The 21,184-nt window shown below is 62.4% G+C and carries 24 protein-coding genes; 10 read left to right on the top strand and 14 right to left on the bottom strand.

Going from position 1 to position 21,184, the window contains the following annotated elements:
* The first annotated feature begins 7 nt into the window (after positions 1–7).
* Positions 8–271 carry an ArsR/SmtB family transcription factor gene (locus NKI88_RS20370; RefSeq protein ID WP_023690079.1) on the top strand — a complete coding sequence of 88 codons (264 nt, stop codon included), beginning with the start codon at positions 8–10 and terminating at the stop codon, positions 269–271.
* A 29-nt stretch (positions 272–300) separates the two neighbouring features.
* Here the strand turns inward: NKI88_RS20370 and NKI88_RS20365 are convergent, their stop codons facing one another.
* The 5 genes from NKI88_RS20365 to NKI88_RS20345 all read right to left on the bottom strand — a co-directional run bounded on the left by NKI88_RS20365 (position 301) and on the right by NKI88_RS20345 (position 3,117).
* Entirely contained in the window at positions 301–765 is a 465-nt protein-coding gene (locus tag NKI88_RS20365) for an SRPBCC family protein (protein ID WP_352656867.1), read from the bottom strand.
* 15 nt (positions 766–780) lie between these two features.
* Positions 781–1,155: a nuclear transport factor 2 family protein gene (locus NKI88_RS20360; protein ID WP_352656865.1), complete on the bottom strand. Its 375-nt coding sequence runs from the start codon at positions 1,153–1,155 to the stop codon at positions 781–783.
* 23 nt (positions 1,156–1,178) lie between these two features.
* On the bottom strand, positions 1,179–1,505 hold the full coding sequence (locus tag NKI88_RS20355) for an ArsR/SmtB family transcription factor (RefSeq protein WP_031197100.1): 327 nt from the start codon (positions 1,503–1,505) through the stop codon (positions 1,179–1,181).
* Positions 1,506–1,510: 5 nt separating this feature from the next.
* Positions 1,511–2,167: a glutathione S-transferase family protein gene (locus NKI88_RS20350; protein ID WP_352656862.1), complete on the bottom strand. Its 657-nt coding sequence runs from the start codon at positions 2,165–2,167 to the stop codon at positions 1,511–1,513.
* A 116-nt stretch (positions 2,168–2,283) separates the two neighbouring features.
* The gene (locus NKI88_RS20345; protein WP_352656859.1) at positions 2,284–3,117 is read right to left on the bottom strand and encodes an alpha/beta fold hydrolase; all 834 of its coding nucleotides are present in this window, start codon (positions 3,115–3,117) and stop codon (positions 2,284–2,286) included.
* Positions 3,118–3,231: 114 nt separating this feature from the next.
* Here NKI88_RS20345 and NKI88_RS20340 point away from each other — a divergent pair, with 114 nt between their 5' ends.
* The 3 genes from NKI88_RS20340 to NKI88_RS20330 all read left to right on the top strand — a co-directional run bounded on the left by NKI88_RS20340 (position 3,232) and on the right by NKI88_RS20330 (position 4,679).
* Entirely contained in the window at positions 3,232–3,759 is a 528-nt protein-coding gene (locus NKI88_RS20340) for a winged helix-turn-helix transcriptional regulator (RefSeq protein ID WP_023730807.1), read from the top strand.
* Positions 3,760–3,838: 79 nt separating this feature from the next.
* Complete coding sequence (locus NKI88_RS20335) at positions 3,839–4,072, top strand: hypothetical protein (RefSeq protein ID WP_023670152.1); 234 nt, start codon at positions 3,839–3,841, stop codon at positions 4,070–4,072.
* Between the two features lie 175 nt (positions 4,073–4,247).
* Positions 4,248–4,679 carry a GlcG/HbpS family heme-binding protein gene (locus NKI88_RS20330; RefSeq protein ID WP_023701310.1) on the top strand — a complete coding sequence of 144 codons (432 nt, stop codon included), beginning with the start codon at positions 4,248–4,250 and terminating at the stop codon, positions 4,677–4,679.
* A 163-nt stretch (positions 4,680–4,842) separates the two neighbouring features.
* Here the strand turns inward: NKI88_RS20330 and NKI88_RS20325 are convergent, their stop codons facing one another.
* The 4 genes from NKI88_RS20325 to NKI88_RS20310 form a co-directional block, all read right to left on the bottom strand.
* Entirely contained in the window at positions 4,843–5,244 is a 402-nt protein-coding gene (locus NKI88_RS20325) for a hypothetical protein (RefSeq protein ID WP_023670154.1), read from the bottom strand.
* 179 nt (positions 5,245–5,423) lie between these two features.
* Positions 5,424–6,371, bottom strand: a complete 948-nt coding sequence (locus tag NKI88_RS20320; RefSeq protein ID WP_352656856.1) for an agmatinase — start codon at positions 6,369–6,371, stop codon at positions 5,424–5,426.
* Between the two features lie 197 nt (positions 6,372–6,568).
* Positions 6,569–6,751 carry a 50S ribosomal protein L32 gene (gene rpmF / locus NKI88_RS20315; protein WP_008834724.1) on the bottom strand — a complete coding sequence of 61 codons (183 nt, stop codon included), beginning with the start codon at positions 6,749–6,751 and terminating at the stop codon, positions 6,569–6,571.
* A 153-nt stretch (positions 6,752–6,904) separates the two neighbouring features.
* Positions 6,905–7,612, bottom strand: a complete 708-nt coding sequence (locus NKI88_RS20310; RefSeq protein ID WP_050586887.1) for a transglycosylase domain-containing protein — start codon at positions 7,610–7,612, stop codon at positions 6,905–6,907.
* Between the two features lie 132 nt (positions 7,613–7,744).
* On the opposite strand from NKI88_RS20310, the gene NKI88_RS20305 reads away from it, so the two are divergent.
* Positions 7,745–8,662 (top strand): polyprenyl synthetase family protein, encoded by a 918-nt coding sequence (locus tag NKI88_RS20305; RefSeq protein ID WP_352656853.1) that lies wholly within the window; start codon positions 7,745–7,747, stop codon positions 8,660–8,662.
* Between the two features lie 97 nt (positions 8,663–8,759).
* Here the strand turns inward: NKI88_RS20305 and NKI88_RS20300 are convergent, their stop codons facing one another.
* Together NKI88_RS20300 and NKI88_RS20295 are read right to left on the bottom strand one after the other, a co-directional pair.
* Positions 8,760–9,761 carry an NADP-dependent oxidoreductase gene (locus tag NKI88_RS20300; protein ID WP_352656850.1) on the bottom strand — a complete coding sequence of 334 codons (1,002 nt, stop codon included), beginning with the start codon at positions 9,759–9,761 and terminating at the stop codon, positions 8,760–8,762.
* A 68-nt stretch (positions 9,762–9,829) separates the two neighbouring features.
* The gene (locus NKI88_RS20295; RefSeq protein ID WP_023748328.1) at positions 9,830–10,645 is read right to left on the bottom strand and encodes an oxidoreductase; all 816 of its coding nucleotides are present in this window, start codon (positions 10,643–10,645) and stop codon (positions 9,830–9,832) included.
* Between the two features lie 102 nt (positions 10,646–10,747).
* On the opposite strand from NKI88_RS20295, the gene NKI88_RS20290 reads away from it, so the two are divergent.
* Positions 10,748–11,335: a TetR/AcrR family transcriptional regulator gene (locus NKI88_RS20290; protein WP_023733042.1), complete on the top strand. Its 588-nt coding sequence runs from the start codon at positions 10,748–10,750 to the stop codon at positions 11,333–11,335.
* 309 nt (positions 11,336–11,644) lie between these two features.
* On the opposite strand, the gene NKI88_RS20285 is transcribed toward NKI88_RS20290, so the two are convergent.
* A complete protein-coding gene (locus NKI88_RS20285; RefSeq protein ID WP_352656847.1) occupies positions 11,645–12,538 on the bottom strand; it encodes a LysR family transcriptional regulator in 894 nt (297 codons plus the stop codon).
* A gap of 156 nt (positions 12,539–12,694) precedes the next feature.
* Here NKI88_RS20285 and NKI88_RS20280 point away from each other — a divergent pair, with 156 nt between their 5' ends.
* The 4 genes from NKI88_RS20280 to NKI88_RS20265 all read left to right on the top strand — a co-directional run bounded on the left by NKI88_RS20280 (position 12,695) and on the right by NKI88_RS20265 (position 17,626).
* Entirely contained in the window at positions 12,695–13,528 is an 834-nt protein-coding gene (locus NKI88_RS20280) for an SDR family oxidoreductase (protein WP_352656844.1), read from the top strand.
* A gap of 239 nt (positions 13,529–13,767) precedes the next feature.
* On the top strand, positions 13,768–14,259 hold the full coding sequence (locus NKI88_RS20275) for a (2Fe-2S)-binding protein (RefSeq protein WP_352656841.1): 492 nt from the start codon (positions 13,768–13,770) through the stop codon (positions 14,257–14,259).
* Positions 14,256–15,248 (top strand): FAD binding domain-containing protein, encoded by a 993-nt coding sequence (locus tag NKI88_RS20270; protein WP_352656838.1) that lies wholly within the window; start codon positions 14,256–14,258, stop codon positions 15,246–15,248. Before NKI88_RS20275 ends, NKI88_RS20270 begins: the two co-directional genes overlap by 4 nt.
* Entirely contained in the window at positions 15,245–17,626 is a 2,382-nt protein-coding gene (locus NKI88_RS20265) for a xanthine dehydrogenase family protein molybdopterin-binding subunit (RefSeq protein WP_352656835.1), read from the top strand. The genes NKI88_RS20270 and NKI88_RS20265 overlap by 4 nt, the downstream gene beginning before the upstream one ends.
* A 165-nt stretch (positions 17,627–17,791) precedes the next feature.
* Here the strand turns inward: NKI88_RS20265 and NKI88_RS20260 are convergent, their stop codons facing one another.
* Entirely contained in the window at positions 17,792–18,892 is a 1,101-nt protein-coding gene (locus NKI88_RS20260) for an ABC transporter ATP-binding protein (RefSeq protein WP_352656832.1), read from the bottom strand.
* A gap of 14 nt (positions 18,893–18,906) precedes the next feature.
* Positions 18,907–21,111 (bottom strand): ABC transporter permease, encoded by a 2,205-nt coding sequence (locus NKI88_RS20255; protein ID WP_502909479.1) that lies wholly within the window; start codon positions 21,109–21,111, stop codon positions 18,907–18,909.
* Positions 21,112–21,184: the final 73 nt, after the last annotated feature.

Here is a 21,184-nt window from a genome sequence, read left to right as displayed (position 1 = left end):
TATAGGCATGATCTTTTCTGACGCCTTCATGGCGATTGCCGACCCCAACCGGCGCTATCTTCTGGAAGAGCTCCGGCGTGGCCCGAAAACCGTCAACGAACTGGCTTCGGGCCTTCCAGTCTCCCGCCCGGCCGTGTCCCAGCATTTGAAAGTGTTGCTGGACGCCGGTCTGGTCCAGGCCAGGGCCGAGGGCACGAGGCGGGTCTATACAGTCAGCAGTGCCGGCTTCCTCAAGCTCAATATTTGGCTTGATCAGTTCTGGGAAGCATAGGCCGCGATTCCAGCTCGCCTCCCTGGCTTTCAAGTGTCCGTTGCCAGCGCCTTGCCCAGCGCATCGAGCAGGAATCCGGTACCATGCTCGCGCGATGACGGCGTGTCGTGCCCATCGAGAAACGCGCCCTGCTCGGTCAGCACCAGACGCGTGCCCGTGCCTTCCGGGCGAAGCTCAATTGTCGCCAGCGAAACCGAGATTCTGACATCACCGAACAGCATGTCGTAGCTGTAGACGATGCGCTGGTTGGGCACGATGTCCTGATAGGTGGCGGTATAGGTGTGGATCGGCCCGTCCTTCGGCCCGCCGGCATTGACCTCCTGGCCGCCGACGCGAAATTCCATTTCGTGCCTGTGGGTCATCGGGTTGTCGGGGTCGGCGAACCAGCGCCGCTTAGCGGCCGGATCGCTGAGCGCGAAATAGACTTTCGCCGGTGCAACTGGATAGAGGCGCTCGAGGACGAAGGTGGAGTGGACGACGGATCGTTCGGCCATGTCAGGTCCTCTTGGTCAGCTTGATGGTTTCTGCGCGACGAAGACGCCGTCGCGATAGGACGCGCCGAAATAGACTTCGACGGCGCGCAACCTGTCGTAATGGAACAGATGCAGTTCGGTGTTGCGGAAGGTCTTTCCGTCCGCCGTCTCGCAGCGATAGAGGACAAAGGCGGCGTCCTCGTCCTCGCATATCCGCTCGATGACGATCGAGCTGAAGGCCGGGCTGTCCGGCCAGCAGCGCTCGAAATAGGTCGCACGGTCGATGGCGTCGTCATAGGGGCTGGTGAAGGTGAAATCGTCGGCGAGCACCGCCGCGACGGCAGCCTTGTTATTCGCCTGGTAGGCGGAAAAATAGCCGCGGATCAACTCCGCTCTGCTTTTGCCGGGCATGGTCATTTCTCCTCTGCTTCAGGTCATTCGGTCTCGGCGAGAAAATCGCCGAGCCGGTCGAGCCGACGCTCCCATGTCAGCCGCCGTTCGTTGATCCAGTGTTCTGCGCTGCGCAGCGCCTGCGGCGCGATCTGGCAGGTGCGCACACGGCCGAGCTTTTCCGAGCGCACCAGCCCGCTTGCTTCGAGCACGTTGAGATGCTGGACGACGGCCGACAGCGACATCGCCAGCGGTTCGGCCAACTGGCTGACCGAGGCCGGCCCACGCGACAGCCGTTCGACCATGCTGCGCCTGGCCGGGTCTGCGAGCGCCTGGAACATCAGGTCGAACTGGGCGGGATCGTGCAGCATCGCGATCAGCCGTTATTGTAGGGAAAGAACTTGAAGTAGGGCTGCGCCTCCTCGACCACCCGGGCGAAGGACGGCCGCTTGAGCAGGCGGTCGTGGTAGTGTTTCACGGCCGGATAGCTGTCGCCGAATGGCTCGACCTTGTTGGCGTAGAACAGCGCCGGCGAGGCCGCGCAGTCGGCCATGGTGAAGGTAGGCCCGGCCGCCCAGAGTTTCGAGCGCATCTCCTCCTCGATGATCGCATAGGCGTTGCGCAGTTGCGCGCGCGCCTCATCGACCCCGAACGGATCGGTCTTGTCCTGCGGGCGCAACCTGTCGCCGACGATCTTCTGCATCGGCGCCTGCACGTAGAAATCGTAGAAGCGGTCGGCCTGGCGGACCTGGAGAGCAAGGTCGGCCTCGGCCGGGATAAGCTCGACCGGCCCGGGATAATGCGCCGCCAGATATTCGATGACGATGGTCGATTCCAGCACCGTGCGGTTGCGTGCATCGTCACGCAGCGCCGGCATCTTGCCGGTCGGCGACACCTTCAGGAACGCTGCCCGCGACTGCTCGTCGCCGAGGTCGACCATAACCGGCGTAAACGGCGTATCGTTCTCGTAAAACGCAATCAGCGGTTTCCAGCAGAACGATGCCAGCGGATGGAAATGGAACGTCAGGGACATTTTTTGCTCGTCTGTTTGCGATTCGTCGATGCTGGAGCGGTGCCAGCCAGCGCCAACACTGAAGCATTTACTTAACTATTTCCGTGAGGCGAATGTGTCAAGGTTCGAGACTGCCTTCAGGGTTTGGTATGCGCCACGATGGCGGCGACGATCGTGCCCCAGTCGTCGGGATGCAGTTCGTGGCCACCGCCTTCGACGCGGACAAGCCGCCCGCCGGCAACAGCGTCGGCAAGGGCTGCGCCATGCTCGACCGGAAAGATCGGATCCGATGTCCCGTGAATGACGAGCAGCGGAACCTTGATCTCGCGCAGGCGTCCTTTCATATCCTCGCCGCCCTTCAGCATGAAATGGTTGGTCGCGCTCAGGAAGCCGCCGGATCGGTCGTAGTCCTGTTCAACGAACGCCCGCATCGCCTTCTCGTCGAACGGATGCGCGGTGCTGGCGATCGCACGCGCGTCCTTGACGACGAAGCCGATCACCTGGTCGCGGTTCGACCAGTCGACCTTGGCGCCACCGGCCGAGTGCTCCATATAGGCTTCGGTCGCCCCCGGCAGCTGCGATGTGTCCATCCCCACCGGTGAACTGCTGATCACCGTCAGCGAGATGACACGCGAGGGATGTTTCAACACCAGTCGTTGCGCGATCATGCCGCCCATGGACATCCCGACCACATGCGCCTTGCCGATGCCGCAACTGTCGAGGACGCGCATCGCATCGTTCGCCATGTCGTCGAACGTATACGGCGGTTCGCCCGGCGCATATTTGGTCGACAGGCCGGTATCGCGATTGTCGTAGCGGATCACGAAACGGCCCTCGCCGGCGAGTTTTTTGCAGAGCGCCTCCGGCCACCACAGCATCGAGGCCATGGCGCCCATGATAAGCAGAACGGTTGGATCGCCGGGATCCCCAAACGTCTGGGAGACGATTTCGGGTGCTGCGGCCCGTGTCATGGGACTCTCCTCGCATCGGCCAATCAAAGGCCAACCAAACTGATTGCGTTTTGCAATCGGTTGCACGATAATAAAACTGATACGATAATGCAACTGGTTTTTGAGGAGAGTCGGATGAAAACCGAACACCGCTCGGGATGCCCTATCAATCTGTCGCTGGAAGTGTTCGGCGATCGCTGGAGTCTGATCATCCTGCGCGACATGATTTTTGGCGGCAAACGCCACTTTCGCGAACTGCTCAACGGCTCGATCGAGGGCATCGCTTCCAACATCCTGGCCGACCGGCTGAAGCGGCTGATGGAACTCGGCATGCTGACCAAGGCCGACGACCCCTCGCATAAGCAGAAGGCGATCTACAGCCTGACCGAGATGGCTATCACGCTGGTGCCGATCATGGCGCATCTCGGCGCTTGGGGCCGCGTCTGGCTGCCGGTGAGCGAGGAGCTTTCGATCCGCGCCGAACTGCTGGAGAAAGGCGGGCCGCCAATGTGGGAGCAGTTCATGGACGAGTTGCGCCACGACCATCTGGGCACGCCTGTCGCCACACCCGCGCAGCCTTCCGTCCGCGCTACATTGCAGGCCGGATATGAGGCGGTGGTCGCCCGCAAGGCGTCGAGCGGCATCCAGGCCCCGGCCGCTTGACCAACTTATTTCCCCATTATCAGGCCGGCTCTGCTATCAAGGGGCTGAAAAACATAATTTACGGGATTGGATAACGCTCTTGGTCGAGAACTCTAAGGATACTGCCCGCGCCCGGGCGGATATGCGTTTCAAGAAGCAGGAAGAGGCCGCCACGGTGCGGCAAAAGGCGATGGCGGAGTATGTCGCCGAGGCCGACGCCCGCCAGGCCAAGACCAACAAGCTCCGGGCATTGCGCCTTGCCAAGGAAGCGGAAGACCTCGCCAACGCACCCGCCGCTCCGGTCAAGAAAGCGGCCCGAGCCAAGAAAAAATAACGCGGTCTCTTCATCGACGTGCCATCTGGATGCCGGCGGATCGTATCCGCCATGTGCCACGATCAGCAATGCCCGCCATTTCCGCTTGCCCGCGCGAAGCAATTTCAACCGCAACCGGGATTTCGCATCCCGCATGTCAGGTTGATGATTGACGCGTTTTGATCAGGAGACAGCCATGACCGCACTGACCCTCGAAAAAGCCAAGCACATCATCGACGCCGCCTTCGCCAAGGGCGCCGAGATGAAGCTCAAACCGCTCGGCGTTTCCGTGCTGGATGCCGGCGCGCATCTCGTCGCCTTCCAGCGTCAGGACGGCGCCTCGTTCCTGCGCCCGCAAATGTCGGCCGGCAAGGCCTATGGGGCGCTGGCCATCGGCATGGGCTCGCGCCGTGTCGAGGCTTTCGCCAAGGAGCGGCCGCATCTCGTCGCCGGCATTTCGGACGTTTCGGGTGGACGCGTATTGCCTGTCGTCGGCGGCGTGTTGATCCGCGACAAGGCAGGCGCCGTCATCGGCGCCGTCGGAATTTCGGGCGATACGTCTGACAATGACGAGGCCGCCGCCATCGCCGGCATCGAAGCGGCGGGCTTCATCGCCGATCCGGGCTGAGTGTAAGCGGAGCAGAATTCTGCACCGTTGCAACGCCTTAGCTTCACGGAATGGATCCCAGGGTCTGCGCCGTGTTGCTTCGCTCCTTGCTTCGCCCCAGGATGACGACCAGAAAGAGCAGCCACGCCAATCGCGAACGGATGCGATCATCCAACGAAGGCGGCTAGTTCAAATTTATGTCTCTACTCGCCGACCGCATCGACACCGAAAACCCGGCCAGCACGTCGAACAGCGCGATCACCATCAGCGTGAAGAAGACGGAATGCGCCGCGCCCTTCACCAGCAGGAACTCGACCAGGAACGCCACGAAGACCAGCGTCGACAACAGATGGTCCATGATCGAAGCGTTGGTGGTGCGCACCGACTTCACCATTTCCAGGAACAGGAAGATCAGCCCGATCACCACCATCAGGTCGCCGAGCGTCATCGAGAACACCCCGCCCGACATCATGCTGAACGAGAAGATCTCGGTCGCCCAAGGATCGTCGCCGCTGCCGAATATTCCGAGGAGTCCGAGATTGTAGGCCACGAAGGGCACGATTAGCAGCGGGATGGCACCGAACATCAGGCGTCTCCTCTAGCAATCCAGGAAAGCGGCTTCCTACAAGAATTGCGTAAACATGGGGGCACCTTCTGTAGAATGCCCCGCAGGCACGCCGTCAAGATTTTTCGCTAGCGCCCGCAAACACGGAAAAAGACCGCGCGAAACAACCCTGTCAGCCGCAACCACCGACACGCCGGGATTCAGCGCTTGAACTGGCCTGTCCGCACGGCGGCGCCGATAGCGTTGAGGATGAAAAGGCCGGCGGTCATCGAGGTGATCTCGTTGACGTCGCGCGCCGGCGCGATCTCGACGATGTCGATGCCGACGACACGTCCCTTGGCGAACAGCCCCTTGATCAGTTCGATCGTCTGCCGGTAGCTGATGCCGCCAGGCGCCGGCCCTTCGACCGCCGGCATGACAGCGGGATCGAGACCGTCGGCATCGATGGTCAGGTAATAGCGGCCACGGTCCGGGATGCGCTTGAGCAGCGCCGCCGTACCGATATCCTGCCATTCATTGGCGGTGACGACGTTGGAGCCGTAGGCGCGGGCCGCCTCGACCTCCTCGAGCCGGGCGCTGCCCTGGCCGCGGATGCCGAGCTGGAAAATCCCGGCTATATGCGCCATCTCCGAAGCGCGGCGGATGGGGCTGGAATAGCCTTCCCTGACCCCGTTGACATTGTCGCGCCAGTCGAGATGGGCATCGATCTGAACCAGGGTGATCGGCCCTTCGCCGTCAAGCGCCCGCAGGATCGGGATTGGAATGCCGTGATCGCCGCCAATGGTGATCGGCAAGGCGCCGGCGACGCGGATCTTGCGGATCGCCGTTTCGGCCAACCTGTAGTGGCCGCCGGCGGCATCGCCGGGAACATCGCCGACATCGGCCACCTTGACGTCCTGCCCGTCGAACAGGGTTCCGCCAATGTCGAAATCATAGCGGTCGAGCCCGAGGCTGATGCGCTGCGAGGCGCGCCGCACCGCGGTCGGCGCGTTGGTCTGGTCGTTGACCAGCTCGTCGATCGTGTAGGGACTGCCGTAAGGCATGCCGATGATGGCGACATCCGCCTTCAGCGCATCGAGGTCCTCGACCAGCGGGAAGTTCATGAAGGTCTGGAAGATATCGCGGGGTGCTGTGGTGAGCTTGGTCATGCGGTCCCTCTGAAGCCGGTCGATCATCGCGCGGAAGCGCCGCGACAAGGCATGCGGACTCAATACAGCACCGCCGCCGCAGCTTGTATCGCCACGGACGCCCGGTCTTTGGCATAGTTGGCGGCGCGGCGCACCAAACGCAAAAAAACCGGCCAATGGCCGGTTCTTTTGGCATTCAAACCCTTCGAAAGCTGGTCTCAGCTTTCCTTGGGCGTCAGCACCTGGCGACCGCGATACATGCCGGTCTTCAGGTCGATATGGTGCGGGCGGCGCATTTCGCCGGAATTCTTGTCCTCGACATAGGTCGGGGCCTTGAGAGCGTCGGCCGAGCGGCGCATGCCGCGCTTGGACGGAGAGGTTTTTCGTTTCGGAACGGCCATGGATATGCTCCACTACATGGTCAAAATGCCCCGATAGCCCTCGTGAAAGGGCCGCGTCAGGGCCATAATCTGAGAAAGTCGGGTGCCTATACACGCCCTGCGCCGTTTTGGCCAGCACCGTGGCGATTTTTTTTGAGCCGGCAGCGGTTCGACCTAATCAAGACAACCGACATACGCGCCCGAACGGCCGGCGCGGCGTTCGATCAGCGACGCCAGGCGCCGCAGACCCGGACCGGGCTTGGCCGGATTGCGGGCGATCGGATTGGGCAACGAGACGGCGAGCAATGCCGCCTGCCGCCGCGACAGCTGTTTGGCCGAAACCCCGAAATGATGCTGCGCCGCCGCCTCGATGCCGTAAATGCCCGGCCCCCATTCGGCGATGTTGAGGTAGATCTCCATGATCCGTCGTTTTGACATCACCGCGTCGAAATAGACGGCCAGCGGCAGTTCGACCACCTTGCGCACCGAGCCCAGCGGCCGTGACCACAGGAAAAGGTTCTTCACCGTCTGCATGGTGATGGTGGAGGCGCCGCGCGTCGCTTCGCCGGCCAGCGCGTCGTCGACGACGCCGCGCAATTCGCCGAGATCGATGCCGCGATGGAAGCAGAACTGCCCGTCCTCCGACATGATCACCGAATTGGCCAGCACCGGCGACACATCGTCGATCGACACCCAGCGCCGGTCGTAACCGGAGAAGGTCGCGAGGTCTTTGACCATCAAGGTCGATATCGGATGCACGAAGGACGGCAGATAGAGGAAGGTCAGCCCAATGGGTATCGCCGCCAGCACGACGGCGACGACCAGGCCGCGCCGTGCCAGGCGCTTCAGACCGGCGCGGTTCACGCGCCTTGGTCGCGCCATCTCAAACCCTTCGGTTTCATGATCGACGATCGGTTCCGTCAAGCCGCCCCCACCCGCGCCACTCTCCCGCCTCCGGCATAATGGCGCGAGGCTTCTTGCGCAACGTCTGAGTGTCGGCTACCGCTCCCGGCCATGACGAAAGACGAGCAATTGGCCTTTGAGGCCGGACTTCTGGGGCGGGCGGCGGCGATCGAGGCCGGGCTCAGGCTGCTGCTCGACGGCCGCACGCTTGCCGGCGAGATCGCCCGGCCGGAGCGTCTGATGGCGGCCATGCGCCATGGCGTGCTGAACGGCGGCAAGCGGCTGCGCCCCTTCCTGGTCATGGAAAGTGCCGCCCTTTTCGGCGCCGATGGCGAGGCGTCGCTTCGCGTGGCGACAGCGCTCGAATGCGTGCATTGCTATTCACTGATCCATGACGATCTGCCTGCCATGGACGACGACGATCTGCGCCGCGGCCAGCCGACCGTGCACAAGGCCTTCGATGAAGCCACCGCCATCCTTGCCGGCGATGCGCTTCTGACGCTTGCCTTCGATGTCCTCGCCGATGAGGCGACGGCGCTGCCGGCGGAGCGCAGGGCGGCACTGGTGCTGGCGCTGGCGCGCGCGGCCGGCACTGGGGGCATGGTCGGCGGGCAGACGCTCGATCTCGAAGCCGAGCGCAGCAGGCCGGACGAAGCCGGCATTATCCGGCTGCAGGCGATGAAAACCGGCGCGCTGATCCGCTTCGCCTGCGAAGCCGGCGCGATCATTGCCGGCGCCGCACCACAGGACCGCGACCGGCTGGCCGAATTCGGCTCGGCGGTCGGGCTTGCCTTCCAGCTTGCCGACGACCTGCTCGACCTGACCGCCGATGCCAGCCAGATGGGCAAGGCGACCGGCAAGGACGCAGCCGCCGGCAAGGCGACGCTGGTGGCGCTGCATGGCGCGAACTGGGCGCGCAGCCAGCTCCATGGGCTGGTCAAGCAGGCCCATGAATTGCTCGAGCCTTACGGTGAACAGGCAGCCTTGCTGAAGGCAGCGGCAAGCTTCGTTGCAATCCGCAACAACTGAGGTTTGGGCGATCGGATGCCGAACCGTTTTCGGAATTTGTCGGCCTTGCGCTGCCTTGCTTTGGTGTCTCTCAAATGCCCCAAAGCAACTGGGCGCGCTATCTGACCTTGACGACGACCTTGCCCTTGGCGCGTCCTGTTTCGACGTAAGCCAGCGCCTCATTGGTCGCTTCAAAAGGAAAGACCCTGTCGACGACCGGGCGAATCGCCCCATCTTCGATGAGGGACGTGATTTTGCTCAGCTGCTCACCTTGCGCCGACATGAACAGGAACGAAAATCCCACGCCCCGGCGCTTGGCTTTGGTCCTGATATCACGGCTCAGCAGCCGCAGCAGCAGCCTTAGCACCACGTTCAGTCCCTGTTTCCAGGCAAATTCGGGATCCGGAGGACCGGAAATCGAGATGAGCTTCCCACCCGGTTTCAGCACAGTCAGGGATTTCTCAAGCGTCTTGGCGTCCTGGCTGTTCAGGACGACGTCGTAGCCCGACAGGATTTTCTCGAAGTCGTCCTTCCTGTAGTCGACGACGACATCGGCGCCGAGATCCCTGACCAGATCGTTGCTTGCCGCGCCCGCTGTTGTCGCAACGATCGCGCCGAGGTGCTTTGCCAACTGGATGGCGAATGTCCCCACGCCGCCGGAGCCAGCCTGGATGAAGATCTTCTGGCCTGTCTTCAGACCCGCCCTCTCGATGAGAGCCTGCCAAGCGGTCAGACCGACCAGCGGGATCGAGGCCGCCTCTTCCATGCTGAGGTTCGCCGGCTTCAGCGCCACGTCGGCTTCATCGATTGCGATGAATTCGGCGAATGTCCCGATCCGGCCGTCGCGCGGCCGCGCATAGACGGCGTCGCCGGGTTTGAATTTGCGGACTTTCGAGCCCACCCTGACAACCCTCCCGGCAACGTCGTGACCGAGGATGAAGGGCCGGCGATAGGGAAGGACGAGTTTGAATTCGCCGGTCCTGATTTTGGAATCCAGCAGGTTCACCCCGGCGGCATGGACCTCGACCAGGACGTCATTGTCCAGCAGCTCCGGCTCCGGCATCTCGGCCAGCCGCAAAATGCCTTTCTTGCTATATTTATCGACAACGAATGCCTTCATGGCAGTGACTTTCTGAGAGTGTCCGTTGGTGTGCCGTTTGTGTGTGAAATTCTCCGTCCCACCGTTGTTCAGACCGGCAGGCGGAACTGCTTGCGCAAGGTCTTGTCGAACATCCCCGCGGGGGCGAAGCGGCGCAGCAGGCTGACCTGGCGCGCTGCCTTCCCTGCGGTATAGCGCCGTCGCGGACGGGCGTCGGTCGCTGCCTTGACGACCACATCCGCCACCACTTCCGGCCGATCGGCTTTGGGCATCACATCGGCAAGCAGCGCCTTGAGACCGGCGCGCGCCTGATCGTAGTCCTTCAACAGGGAATCCGGCTCGATGCCGTTCTGGTCGAAGACGGTGCGCACGAATGCCGGCTCGATGACCGAGACGCGAATGTTGAAGGCGCGAACCTCATGATCGAGCGATTCCGAATAGCCCTCCAGCGCGTGCTTGACCGCCGAGTAGTGCGCTGAGTATGGCGCGGGCACCAATCCTAGAATCGAGCCGATGTTGACGATGCGCCCTTGGCCGCGGCGCCGCATCGACGGCAACACCGCATTGGTCATGCGCATGACGCCGAACAGATTGACGTCGAACAGAGCCTGCACCTGTGCGACCGAAGATTCCTCGGCGCCGCCAAGCAGGCCGACACCGGCATTGTTCACCAGCAGATCGATACGACCGGTCTGGGCCAGCACGGTTGCAACGAGGGCGCTGACGGACTCCCCGTCGGTCACGTCGCAGGTCAGCATGGACACCTTAGCCGGGCCGTTGCCAGCCTTGCTGCGGCTTGTCCCGAAGACGGTATACCCCGCCCGCGCCAAGGCCTCGGCACTGGCGCGGCCGATGCCCGAAGAGGCTCCGGTCACGACTGCGGTTCTTCCCGAAAGGGTACTCATTTGATACTCCACAGACATGAGGGCTAGCTTTTTGCCGTTGATTGAATTATGATCGTAATATCACATTACACCTATAATGCAATAGCAGAAAGGAAGAGCGCCATGCGCTACGAAAAGGGCCGAAAGGACGCCTCTCGCGATCGCATCGTCGAGGTCGCAGCCCAGCGTTTTCGCGGTGACGGCATCGCCGCGTCCGGACTGGCAGCCATCATGGGCGACGCCGGACTGACGAACGGAGCCTTCTATCCGCATTTCCAGTCCAAGGCGGAGCTTGTGCGTGAAAGCCTTGTAGCGGCACTGGAGGCCCAGTCGCAGCAACTGCAGGAGGTATTGGCAGCCGGTGGTCCGGAGATGGGCATAGCGGCGTATCTGTCAGCTGAGCACCGGGACAATCCGGGAGCCGGCTGCGCGTCGGCCGCCCTGTTGCCGGAACTCGCGCGTCAGCCGCCCGAAACGCGCCAAGTCTATACCGAACGCTTGCTGGTTCTGGTGCGCCAGTTGTCTGCAGTACTTCCGCAGACCAAGGACCCGGAAGCCGCCGCCCTGGGCGTTTTTGCGACCCTCATAGGCACGCTTCAGCTGGCCCGCGCGGCAGCGGGGACGGAATTGTCGGATCGCATCCTTGCGGCAGGAGCAGACGCCGCGCGCAGCCTGATCCAGCCACGTGAGGGCGAGAAGGCATCCATTTAGAGATAGAGCGGCAGCAGCAAAGAGCCTGACATCCTCATCATGGCGGGCCGCATTACAAGAAGGGTCGCTTTGCCTAAAGTCATCGGCCATTGCCAGCACGAGGCCATCTCAACCTGCATCAGGGAATGACCGCATAAGGGCCGGAAGCGACTGGCAGCTTCAAGGCTCGGAATCGGACGGCCACCGCGACGCAGTCCGTGAGGGGGGCAACTTGCGACGGAGGAATCGATTTGGACGCCCGAAAATTGTGCTGATGAGGGAGGGATAACTCACTTCGCCAAGTTAGAGCGGCGTGTTTTCGCCCTTCCGTCACGCCTTGAGACGGAGTGCCTCCACAAGAAGAGCGAACGCTGCAGTGTGCTGGCGTCGGCTGGGATAATAGAGGTGATAGCCCGGGAAGGGTTGGCACCAGTCTTCCAGCACCCGGATCAGGCGTCCGTCTGCGACGAACGGAGCGACCTGGCTTTCAAATGTGTATGCTAGTCCGAGCCCGTCGAGGGCCGCAGCCTCCAGCATTTCCCCGTCATTGATAATGAGTGGGCCATTCATCCTGACTTCAAGTTCCTCACCGCGTTTTTCGAACTCCCAGGCAAAGAGCCCGCCGCCGGTCTTCTGACGGTAGCTGATGCCTTTGTGTTCCCCAAGTTCGCGCGGTGTCTTTGGAACCGTTCGGGTTGCAAAATACGACGGTGATCCAACTACCGCCATACGCAGGTCCGGGCCGATCCTTACTGCCACCATGTCCTTCTGGACCTGCTCGCCGATCCGGATACCGGCGTCGAATTTGCTTGCAACGATGTCAACCAGACCTTCGTCCAGGCTCAATTCTACTTCGATATCCGGATACTCCAGAAGGAGTCTGGCGATGACGGGCCACAGTACTGATTTGGCAGCATACCGGAATGTCGTCAGGCGAATGAGGCCAGTGGGCTTGTCGCGCAGGGCGGCGACGGCGGCGATCTCGCTTTCGATGTGATCGAAGGCCGGTCGCAGGCTTCGCAGCAAGCGCTCTCCAGCTACCGTCACGGACAGGCTGCGGGTGGTGCGTGAGATCAGCCGGACTCCCATGCGCTGTTCCAGCGTTCTGACAGCGTAGCTGAGCGCCGACTGCGATAGACCAAGCTTTGCTGCGGCGCGTGTGAAGCTGCCCGCCTCTGCTACGGCGATGAAGACTGCCAGCTCGCTGAAATCTCCGCGCCTCATTCATCAATCCTATTTCTAACTTCATGCAGATTATAGAGGCTAATCGTATCGAGTCCTATTCGCTATTTCACCAGGCAGACAACGAAACGCTGAGACGGACGTGCCACAAGCCAACGCGGCATAAACTGAAAGATACCGGCCATGAAGGATATGCCTATGAACAGAGTATGGATGATTACCGGCGCAGGGCGAGGCATGGGCCTCGACTTTGCCAAAGCGGTCCTGGCCATCGGCGATAAGGTCGTTGCGACCGGTCGTAACCCAGATCGGGTCGCCAAGGCGATCGGGCAGTCGGACAATCTTTTGGTCGTCACGTTGGACGTGACCAAGCCGGCCGACGCCGACGCCGCGGTGAAGGCAACCCTGGACCGCTTTGGTCGCCTCGACGTGCTCGTCAACAATGCCGCGGGCTTCTATGCCGGCTATTTCGAGGACCTGACTCCGGCCCATATCGAACTTCAGCTCGCGTCCACCCTGACCGGCGCCATGAACGTCACCCGCGCAGTCCTGCCGGTCATGCGCGCGCAGGGTTCTGGCAAGGTCATTGCCATCTCATCGACGGCCGGCCTGGTCGGCTTTGAGTTCTGTTCTGCATACGCCGCGGCAAAGTTCGGCGTTGATGGCTGGATCGAGTCACTGCAAGCCGAGGTGGCGCCGTTCGGCATTGAAACGATGATCGTGAACCCCGGGTTTTTCCGCACGGAGCTGCTGACGGACGAATCCACTCAATATGCTCCGTCATTCGTCAGCGATTACAGCGAACGTCGCGCCCGGCAGATAACGGGTTGGAAAGCCGCGAACGGCCAGCAAGTCGGCGACCCCGCCAAACTCGCGCAGGCGTTGATCACTCTGGTCGACAAGCCGGAGCTGCCCCGTCGGTTCATCGCCGGTGCCGATGCTCTTGCAATGGTCAGGCAGAAACTCGCTCTGCTGCAGCAGCAGGTCGATGCCCATGAGGAGCTATCCGGCTCACTGGCCTTCGACAGCTGAACGTCGCATCCAGCACTGCCGTCGTCGCAGGTCTATTTATGAGCGCCATCGATAGGCTCATGCGAATTCTGGGGGCTAATCCGAACGTCGCGCCCGTGCTCTCCTGAGGGTTGACCGTTGGGCAACCGGCCAACGACCGAACTTCGGAATGGACGTTCCCTTTCCCACTGATGCCGCCAGGCGTCGTCGGTCCGATTAGCTTCGCGTCCTATATCCCGCCCGCCACTCGAGGAGACGACATGCCAGAGCCCCGACAGCTAGCCTTGGACATCAACAGCCGGCGCCACCAGCTCAATCTTGATGTACGCGTGACTCTGCTGGATGCACTACGCGAGCATGCCAACCTGCCCGGCACGAAAAAAGGCTGTGATCATGGGCAGTGCGGCGCCTGTACCGTCCACGTCGACGGCGAGCGGGTATTGAGCTGCCTGACGCTGGCGGCCCAGGTCGAAGGCCGTCAGGTCACGACGATCGAGGGCCTCCAGGCTGCCGACGGCGTGATGCACGCAGTCCAGACCGCGTTCATCGAGCACGATGCATTCCAGTGCGGCTATTGCACCCCCGGTCAGATCATGTCGGCCGTTGCATGCATTCGTGAGGGCCACGCCGATACGGACGAGGACATCCGCGAATACATGAGCGGCAACATCTGCCGGTGCGGCGCTTACCCCCATATCGTCACCGCGGTGCGCGATGCCGCCAGCCGCCTGAAGAAGGAGGCGGCACTATGAGACCTTTCGAGTATCTCCGCGCCAAAGATGCCGCGACGGCCATTGCCGAGGCTGCCAAGCCGGAGACAAGATTTCTCGCCGGTGGGACCACGCTTGTTGACCTCATGAAGCTGAATGTCGAGCGTCCTGCGCGGGTGGTCGACATCACACGCCTTTCAGGCCTGGACACGATCCAGGTATCGGCGGATGCCATTCGCATCGGTGCGCTCGCCAAGATGAGCAAGGTCGCCGCCCACGCCGATATCAAGCAGGCTGCGCCGGTGCTTTCCGAAAGCCTGTGGCGCGCTGCCTCGGCACAGCTGCGCAACATGGCGTCCATCGGTGGAAACTTGATGCAGCGAACCCGTTGCACCTACTTCCGGGACCCGGGCGCTTATTCGAACTGCAACAAGCGCAATCCAGGTTCCGGATGCGCTGCCCTTGGCGGCGTCAACCGCAACCACGCGGTGCTCGGCACGAGTGACGCGTGCATAGCAATCTACCCCGGAGATTTTGCGGTTTCCCTGGTGGCATTCGACGCCACGGTCATCATCCGGGGAGCTTCCGAACGCAAAATTCCCGTCGACGAATTCTTCCTTCTCCCTGGCGATACCCCGCACCTTGAGCATGAGCTGTCGGCCGGCGAGATGATCGTCGGGATCGAGATCCCGCGTTTGGCAGCCCTGGAACGCTCGCATTATCTCAAGGTCCGGGAGCGCGTGTCGTACGAGTTCGCCGCGGCCAGCGCCGCTGTCGGGATCGAATTGGAAGCCGATGGCAAGACAATTCGCGAAGTACGCATTGCGGTCGGCGGCCTCGCCACCAAACCCTGGCGCCTGCGCGCCGTCGAAAATTTGCTCAAGGGAAAGACGCTCGACGAGGCGACGCTTCGTAGCGCCTCGTCAGCCGCCGGCGACGGCGCGAAGTCGAGCGGACACAACGCATTCAAGATTGAACTGGCACCGAAGGTCGTGGCCCGCGCCCTGATGACGGTAGGAGGTATCGCATGACACATGGTAACGCGTTCGAACTCAACCGCCGCACCGTCTTGAAGCTCGGCGCCGGCGTAGCCGCTGTCGCTGGCGCCGCTGTCGATCTCTCGTCAAAAGCCGTTGCGGCTGAGACCGTCCCCGCCAAGGCGCCAGCTCTCGGTGCCAGGCTTTCCCGCGCCGAAGGCCCGTTGAAAGTAACCGGGCAGGCTCGCTATGCGATCGAGCAGAAGCTGGAGAACCTGGCCTATGGCGTTACCGTCCAATCGACGCGGCCGGCAGGGCGTATCGTCAGTATCGATACGTCGGCCGCCAAGGCTCTACCGGGTGTCCTGGATGTCTACACCGCGCAGAATTCCCTGAAGCTCAACAAGCCGACCGTCTACAGCAAGGGCGGCGGAGCGACCGAGGAATTTACCCCAATTCAAGACGATGTGGTCCGTTTCAACGGCATGCATATCGCGCTCGTGGTCGCAGAAACCTTTGAGCAGGCAACGGAAGCGGCAAGTCTTCTCAAGATCGAATATGAGGACGGCGACCCTATTCTCGACATCAACGATCCCAAGGCAAAAGTGCAGCCCATCGATGAGATGGGTGCCGCGTGGGGCGATGCGGCGACAGCGTTGGCCAATGCCGAGGTCAAGGTAGACGTCACTTACACGACGTCACGCGAATACAATGTGCCGATGGAGCCGCATGCGTGCATCGCTTCCTGGGAGAACGGGAAAATCACCGTCTGGGAGCCCAGCCAGTGGGTTGGCGGGGCACGGAGCGTCGTGTCGGAATGGCTCGGCATCGACATCGAGAATGTGCGGGTGATCTCGCCTTATGTCGGCGGTGGGTTCGGGTCCAAGATCGGGGCACATCCGCATGTGGGGCTGGCTTGCGCGGCCTCGCGGAAACTGGGCAGGCCGATCAAGGTTTCTCTCACGCGGCCGCAGACCTTCACCGGCCTTGGCGGTCGGCCGGCGACACGGCAGACACTCTCAATCGGAGCCTCGAAGGACGGAAAGATAAGCTCGATCGTCCATGAGAGCTGGAACGAGACGGCGATTGACGAGGTCCATATCGAGGCTTGCAACAATGTGACGAAGATCATGTATGCGACGCCGAACTTCTCGTCACGTCTCAACGTCGTCCCGGTCAATACCGTCCAGCCCGGCTGGAAACGGGGGCCCGGCGAAAACCCCAGTGCCTATGCTCTGGAAAGCGCGATCGACGAGCTGGCGTACGCGCTCAGCATGGATCCGGTCACGCTGCGCCTTGCCAACTGGGCGGAGACGGATCCCAGCAATGGGATGAAGTGGAGCACTCGACAGTTACGCGAAGCCTATGCCGTCGGCTCGGAAGCCTTCGACTGGTGGAACCGGAACCCGGCCCCCCGCTCGATGCGCGAAGGCCGCGAGTTGATCGGTTATGGAATGGCCGCCGGGTCATACCCCATGATCCGTACCGCGAGCGAAGCCAAGATCGTACTCCATGCCAGTGGGCAGATCGAAGTCCTCAGCGCGGGCACCGACATGGGAACGGGGACTTATACCATTCTCGCCCAGACAGCGGCTGACGCTCTGGGCGTTCCTGTTGAGACAGTCGCGGTGCGGCTGGGTGATACCCTCCTCCCCAGATCGGCGCTCGCTGGCGGCTCCCAGCAGGCCAACAACCTGACGGGAGCGGTGGACAAGGCGGCCAGGAATGCACGGGACGCCTTGCTGGCGCTTGCCGCATCCGATCCGAAGTCGCCGCTGGCAACCTCGAAGGCGAGTGACCTCACGTTCGAAAACGGCTCGGTGCGACCGACCCGGCGGCCGAACGGCGGTATCGGCATCGCGGAACTGTTGAAGGCAGTGGGCAAAGACAAACTGGAAATCGAGGGTAACACCTTTGCTCCCGGCGCCACCGAGGAGATGAAGAACGGAGCTGACCGCAGTTTCGCCCAGTTGAAGGGCGCTTTGGAAGGAGGCGTCTCGGCCCATAGCTGGTGTGCGCATTTCGTGGAAGTTCGGATCGATGAGGATTTTGGCACGATCCGCGTCAAGCGCATGGTCTCGGCATTCGATAGCGGCAGGATCTTCAATCCGAAGCTTGCCGAAAGCCAGTGGATCGGCGGTATGGTCATGGGTCTCGGGCAGGCTCTCCTGGAAGAAGGTTACGTCGACCAGCGAGACGGGCGCATCATCAACGCGAATTTTGCCGACTATGCCGTCCCGGTTAACGCCGATGTGCCCGACATCCAGGTGATTTCGGTTGGAATTCCGGACATGCAGGCAACCGCTCTTGGCGGCAAAGGCGTCGGCGAGATCGGTGTCGTAGGGGTCGCACCTGCGATCGGTAATGCCGTCTTCCACGCGACCGGCAAACGCATTCGAAGCCTTCCGATCACGCTGGAAAAGCTCGTTTGAGTTCGGTCGATGCGCCCTGGTGACCCTCAGGCTCGCAAATAGGCGAGCATGCAAAAACAACGATTCTAAACCCAAGGCGAAACTGGGTCGCTAATCCCTGGTCGCCGCCTGTTGTAACGTCACCAAGCAACGCCGGGAAAGTGTGCAACGGTTTTCCCGGCGCGTTCAATCGTCTTTGATCAGCACGATCTTCGCCGGATCGAAATCGATCCCGACCATCGTCCCTTCCGCCACGGCGGGTGTGACATCAGGCGATGTCGCGAACAGTTCGACCGCCGGATCGCTGATCGCGATCCGGTATTCCATGTGGTCGCCGAGATACGAGCTCTTGACCACCTGGCCCTTCATGGTGCCCGCTGGCTGGCCGGGCAAGATGCGCACGGCATTCGGGCGCACAGCGAGCATCGCCGGTCCCGGAGCGTTACCGCGACCCGGCATGTCGAGCAGCAAGGGTCCGACCTTGACCCTCGCTCTGGTTGCATTGCTGGAAAGCACCTCGACGTCGAGCAGATTGGCGTCGCCCATGAAGTCGGCGATGAAACGGTTGGTCGGCTCGTTGTAGAGGTCGCGCGGCGTGCCGTCCTGGGCGACGCGAGCGGCGTTCATGACGATGATGCGGTCGGAGACGGCGAGCGCCTCTTCCTGGTCATGCGTGACATAGACCATGGTCAGCGCCAGATCTTGCTGCAGGCCGCGGATTTCGTCGCGCACCCGCCGGCGCAGCTTGGCGTCGAGATTGGACAGCGGCTCGTCGAACAGCAGCACCTTCGGCTCCAGTACGATGGCTCGCGCCACCGCGACGCGCTGCTGCTGGCCGCCGGACAATTCGCTCGGCTGGCGCTTCTCGTAGCCGGACAGGCCGACAAGCGACAGCTTTTCGGCGGCGCGCTCGGCTGCCTGCGCCTTGCCAAGCCCCATAGCCCGCAAGCCGTAGCTGACATTCTCCATCACGTTCATGTGCGGGAACAGCGCATAGGACTGGAACACCATGGAGACATCTCGCTCGGCGGCGGACAGCAAGGTGACGTCCTTGTCGTCGATCAGGATGCGCCCGGTGCTGGTCTGTTCCAGCCCGGCGATCAGCCTGAGCGTCGTCGTCTTGCCGCAACCCGAGGGCCCGAGCAGCGTCACCAGGCTGGCCGGCGCGATGTCGAAGCTGACATTGTCGACGGCGATCACCGCGCCGTATTTCTTGGTGACGCCCTCGAACCGCACGGCCGGCCTGTCCGTGACAACCGGGACAGCATTCTTCGCCGTCTGATCCACGCCGCTTCTCCCCATCAGATTGCTGCCACCACGGCTTCCGCCCCAGGCCGGCGCCGGCCGAGTCGGCGTTCGCCGACCAGCAGCTGGATGCCGATGAGGATGACCATCATGACAACGATCATCACCGCCGAATAGACAATCGCGATGCCGTATTCGCCGACATCTGCGCGCCCGACAATGTAGACCGTGGCGAGATTGAACCGGCCGCTCGCCAGGAAGATGACGGCGCTGACCGCCGTCACCGCGCGCACGAAACTGTAGATCATCGCGGTCACGATCGCCGGCTTCAGGATCGGCAGGATCACCCGCAGCAAGGTAGCAAAAGACCGCGCCCCAAGCGTCAGCGATGCCTCGTCCAGGCTCTTGTCGATCTGGCCCAGATTGGCGAGCCCGGCACGGATCGCCACCGGCATATTACGGAAGATGAAGGAGATGACGATGATCAGCCCGGTACCGGTCAACTGCACCGGCGGCACGTTGAAGGCAAGGATATAACTGACGCCGATCACCGTGCCGGGAATTGCGAAACTCATCATGGCCAGGAACTCGAACATGGTGCGCCCGGCGAAACGCTGCCGGTCGAGCAGATAGGCCGTCAGGATGCCGAGCGCCGCAGTGAACGGCATCGCCACCAGCGCCAGGCCGATGGTCATCAGCAGCGACGGCCAGGCCGAGCCGCTGAAAAACCAGCCATTGACGCCTTTCTCGATCGAAAAGGCGGTGAGGAAATACTCGAGCGTCGGCGTGTTGTCGCGCCCGATCGATTGCACGAAACCGCCGCCCAGGATGATGCCGTAGACCACGATGGTCAGAACCAGCCACGGAACGACGGCGGCGTAGCAGCCGATCCGCAAGGCCTTGGGCAGCGTCGCCGGTACGCCGCCATCGCCCTTGCCTGCGACGGTGACGTAGCTGCGGCTGCCGATCCAGCGGCGCTGGATGACGAAGGCTGCCAGCGTGAACATCAACAGCACGATCGCCAGCACCGCCGCGCGGCCCTGGTCGTGCGCCGCACCGACCACTGCAAAGAAGATGTCGGTCGACAGCACGTTGAAGTTTCCGCCCAGCACCAGCGGATTGGCGAAATCGGCCATGCTCTCGATAAACGAAATCAGGAAGGCGCTGGCCAGCCCCGGCCGGATCAACGGCCAGGTGACGGTGCGAAATGTGCGCCAGCGGCTGGCGCGCAGGGTTTGTGATGCTTCCTCCATGCTTGGGCTGACGCCTTGCAGCACGCCGACCAGAACCAGGAAGGCGATCGGCGTGAAGGCCAGCACCTGCGCGATGGTGATGCCGGCCATGCCGTAGATCCAGCGGCTGCGCGGAATGCCGAGATGCACCGACATGAGGTTGGTGACGATGCCGGCGCGGCCGAACAGCAGGATCAGCGCCAGGCCGATGACGAAGGGCGGCGTGATGATCGGCAGGATGGACAGGCCGCGCAGCAACCATTTGGCCGGCAGCTTGGTGCGTAGCGCGATCAGCGCCAGCGCTAGGCCGAGCGCCGTGCAGAAAAAGCCGACGAGGACTGCGATCGCCACCGTGTTCCACGCCACGCCGCAGGAGCCCTCGCCATAGAGGCAGCGCAGGCTCCATATATTGGCGCTGAAGATCTTTTCGACGAACAGCGCCGGCACGACATTGCCGTCATTGTCCTTGATGGCCGAGGTGAGGATCGACAGCAGCGGATAGGCGACGAACAGGATCAGCGAAGCAATCACGATTGAGAGCGAGCCGACGACGAAGCGGTCGCCCTTGCACCAGCCGCGCGCGGCGAGCGCCTCGGCGATGAACATCAGCATCGCCACGGCATAGAGCGCCGCGCCCCAGCCAAGCCCCGGCTGCATCGGTCCCGGCGTGCCGGCGATCCGGGTAAGCAAGCCAAATCCCCAGCCCGAATGGATGATGGAAAAGCCTTCGATGGCCAGCCACAGCAGGCCCGCCGCGCCTGCAACCGCAAGGCTCTTGGGTTTGTTGCGCCCCACCAGCCAGCTCGCCAGCAGAAGCGGCAGGACAAGCGGCAACAGCCAGGGCCGGCCACCGAGCGCCAGGATGATGGCCGGTGTCGCATCCGCCGGCTGTGCCAGCCAGTCGAACGACAAGAAGCCGCCTTCGACCTTGTACCAAGGCAAGAGAACGAAGCTCGCCCACGCGGCCATTACCCAGGCGAGCGCGCTGCGTCCAGGAGCGGAACTGACCATGGAACCGGCCGCGGCCATTCAATGTCTTTCTGTGCCAAGGATGGTGCGCCGGCTGCCGCGAGGGGCAGCCAGCGATCAGATGCTAGAGTGA

This window comes from Mesorhizobium sp. M0317, from assembly GCF_040321555.1.
GTDB lineage: Bacteria > Pseudomonadota > Alphaproteobacteria > Rhizobiales > Rhizobiaceae > Mesorhizobium.
Note: the sequence above shows the minus strand (reverse complement) of the source record. Positions and strands in the feature narration are given on the sequence as shown.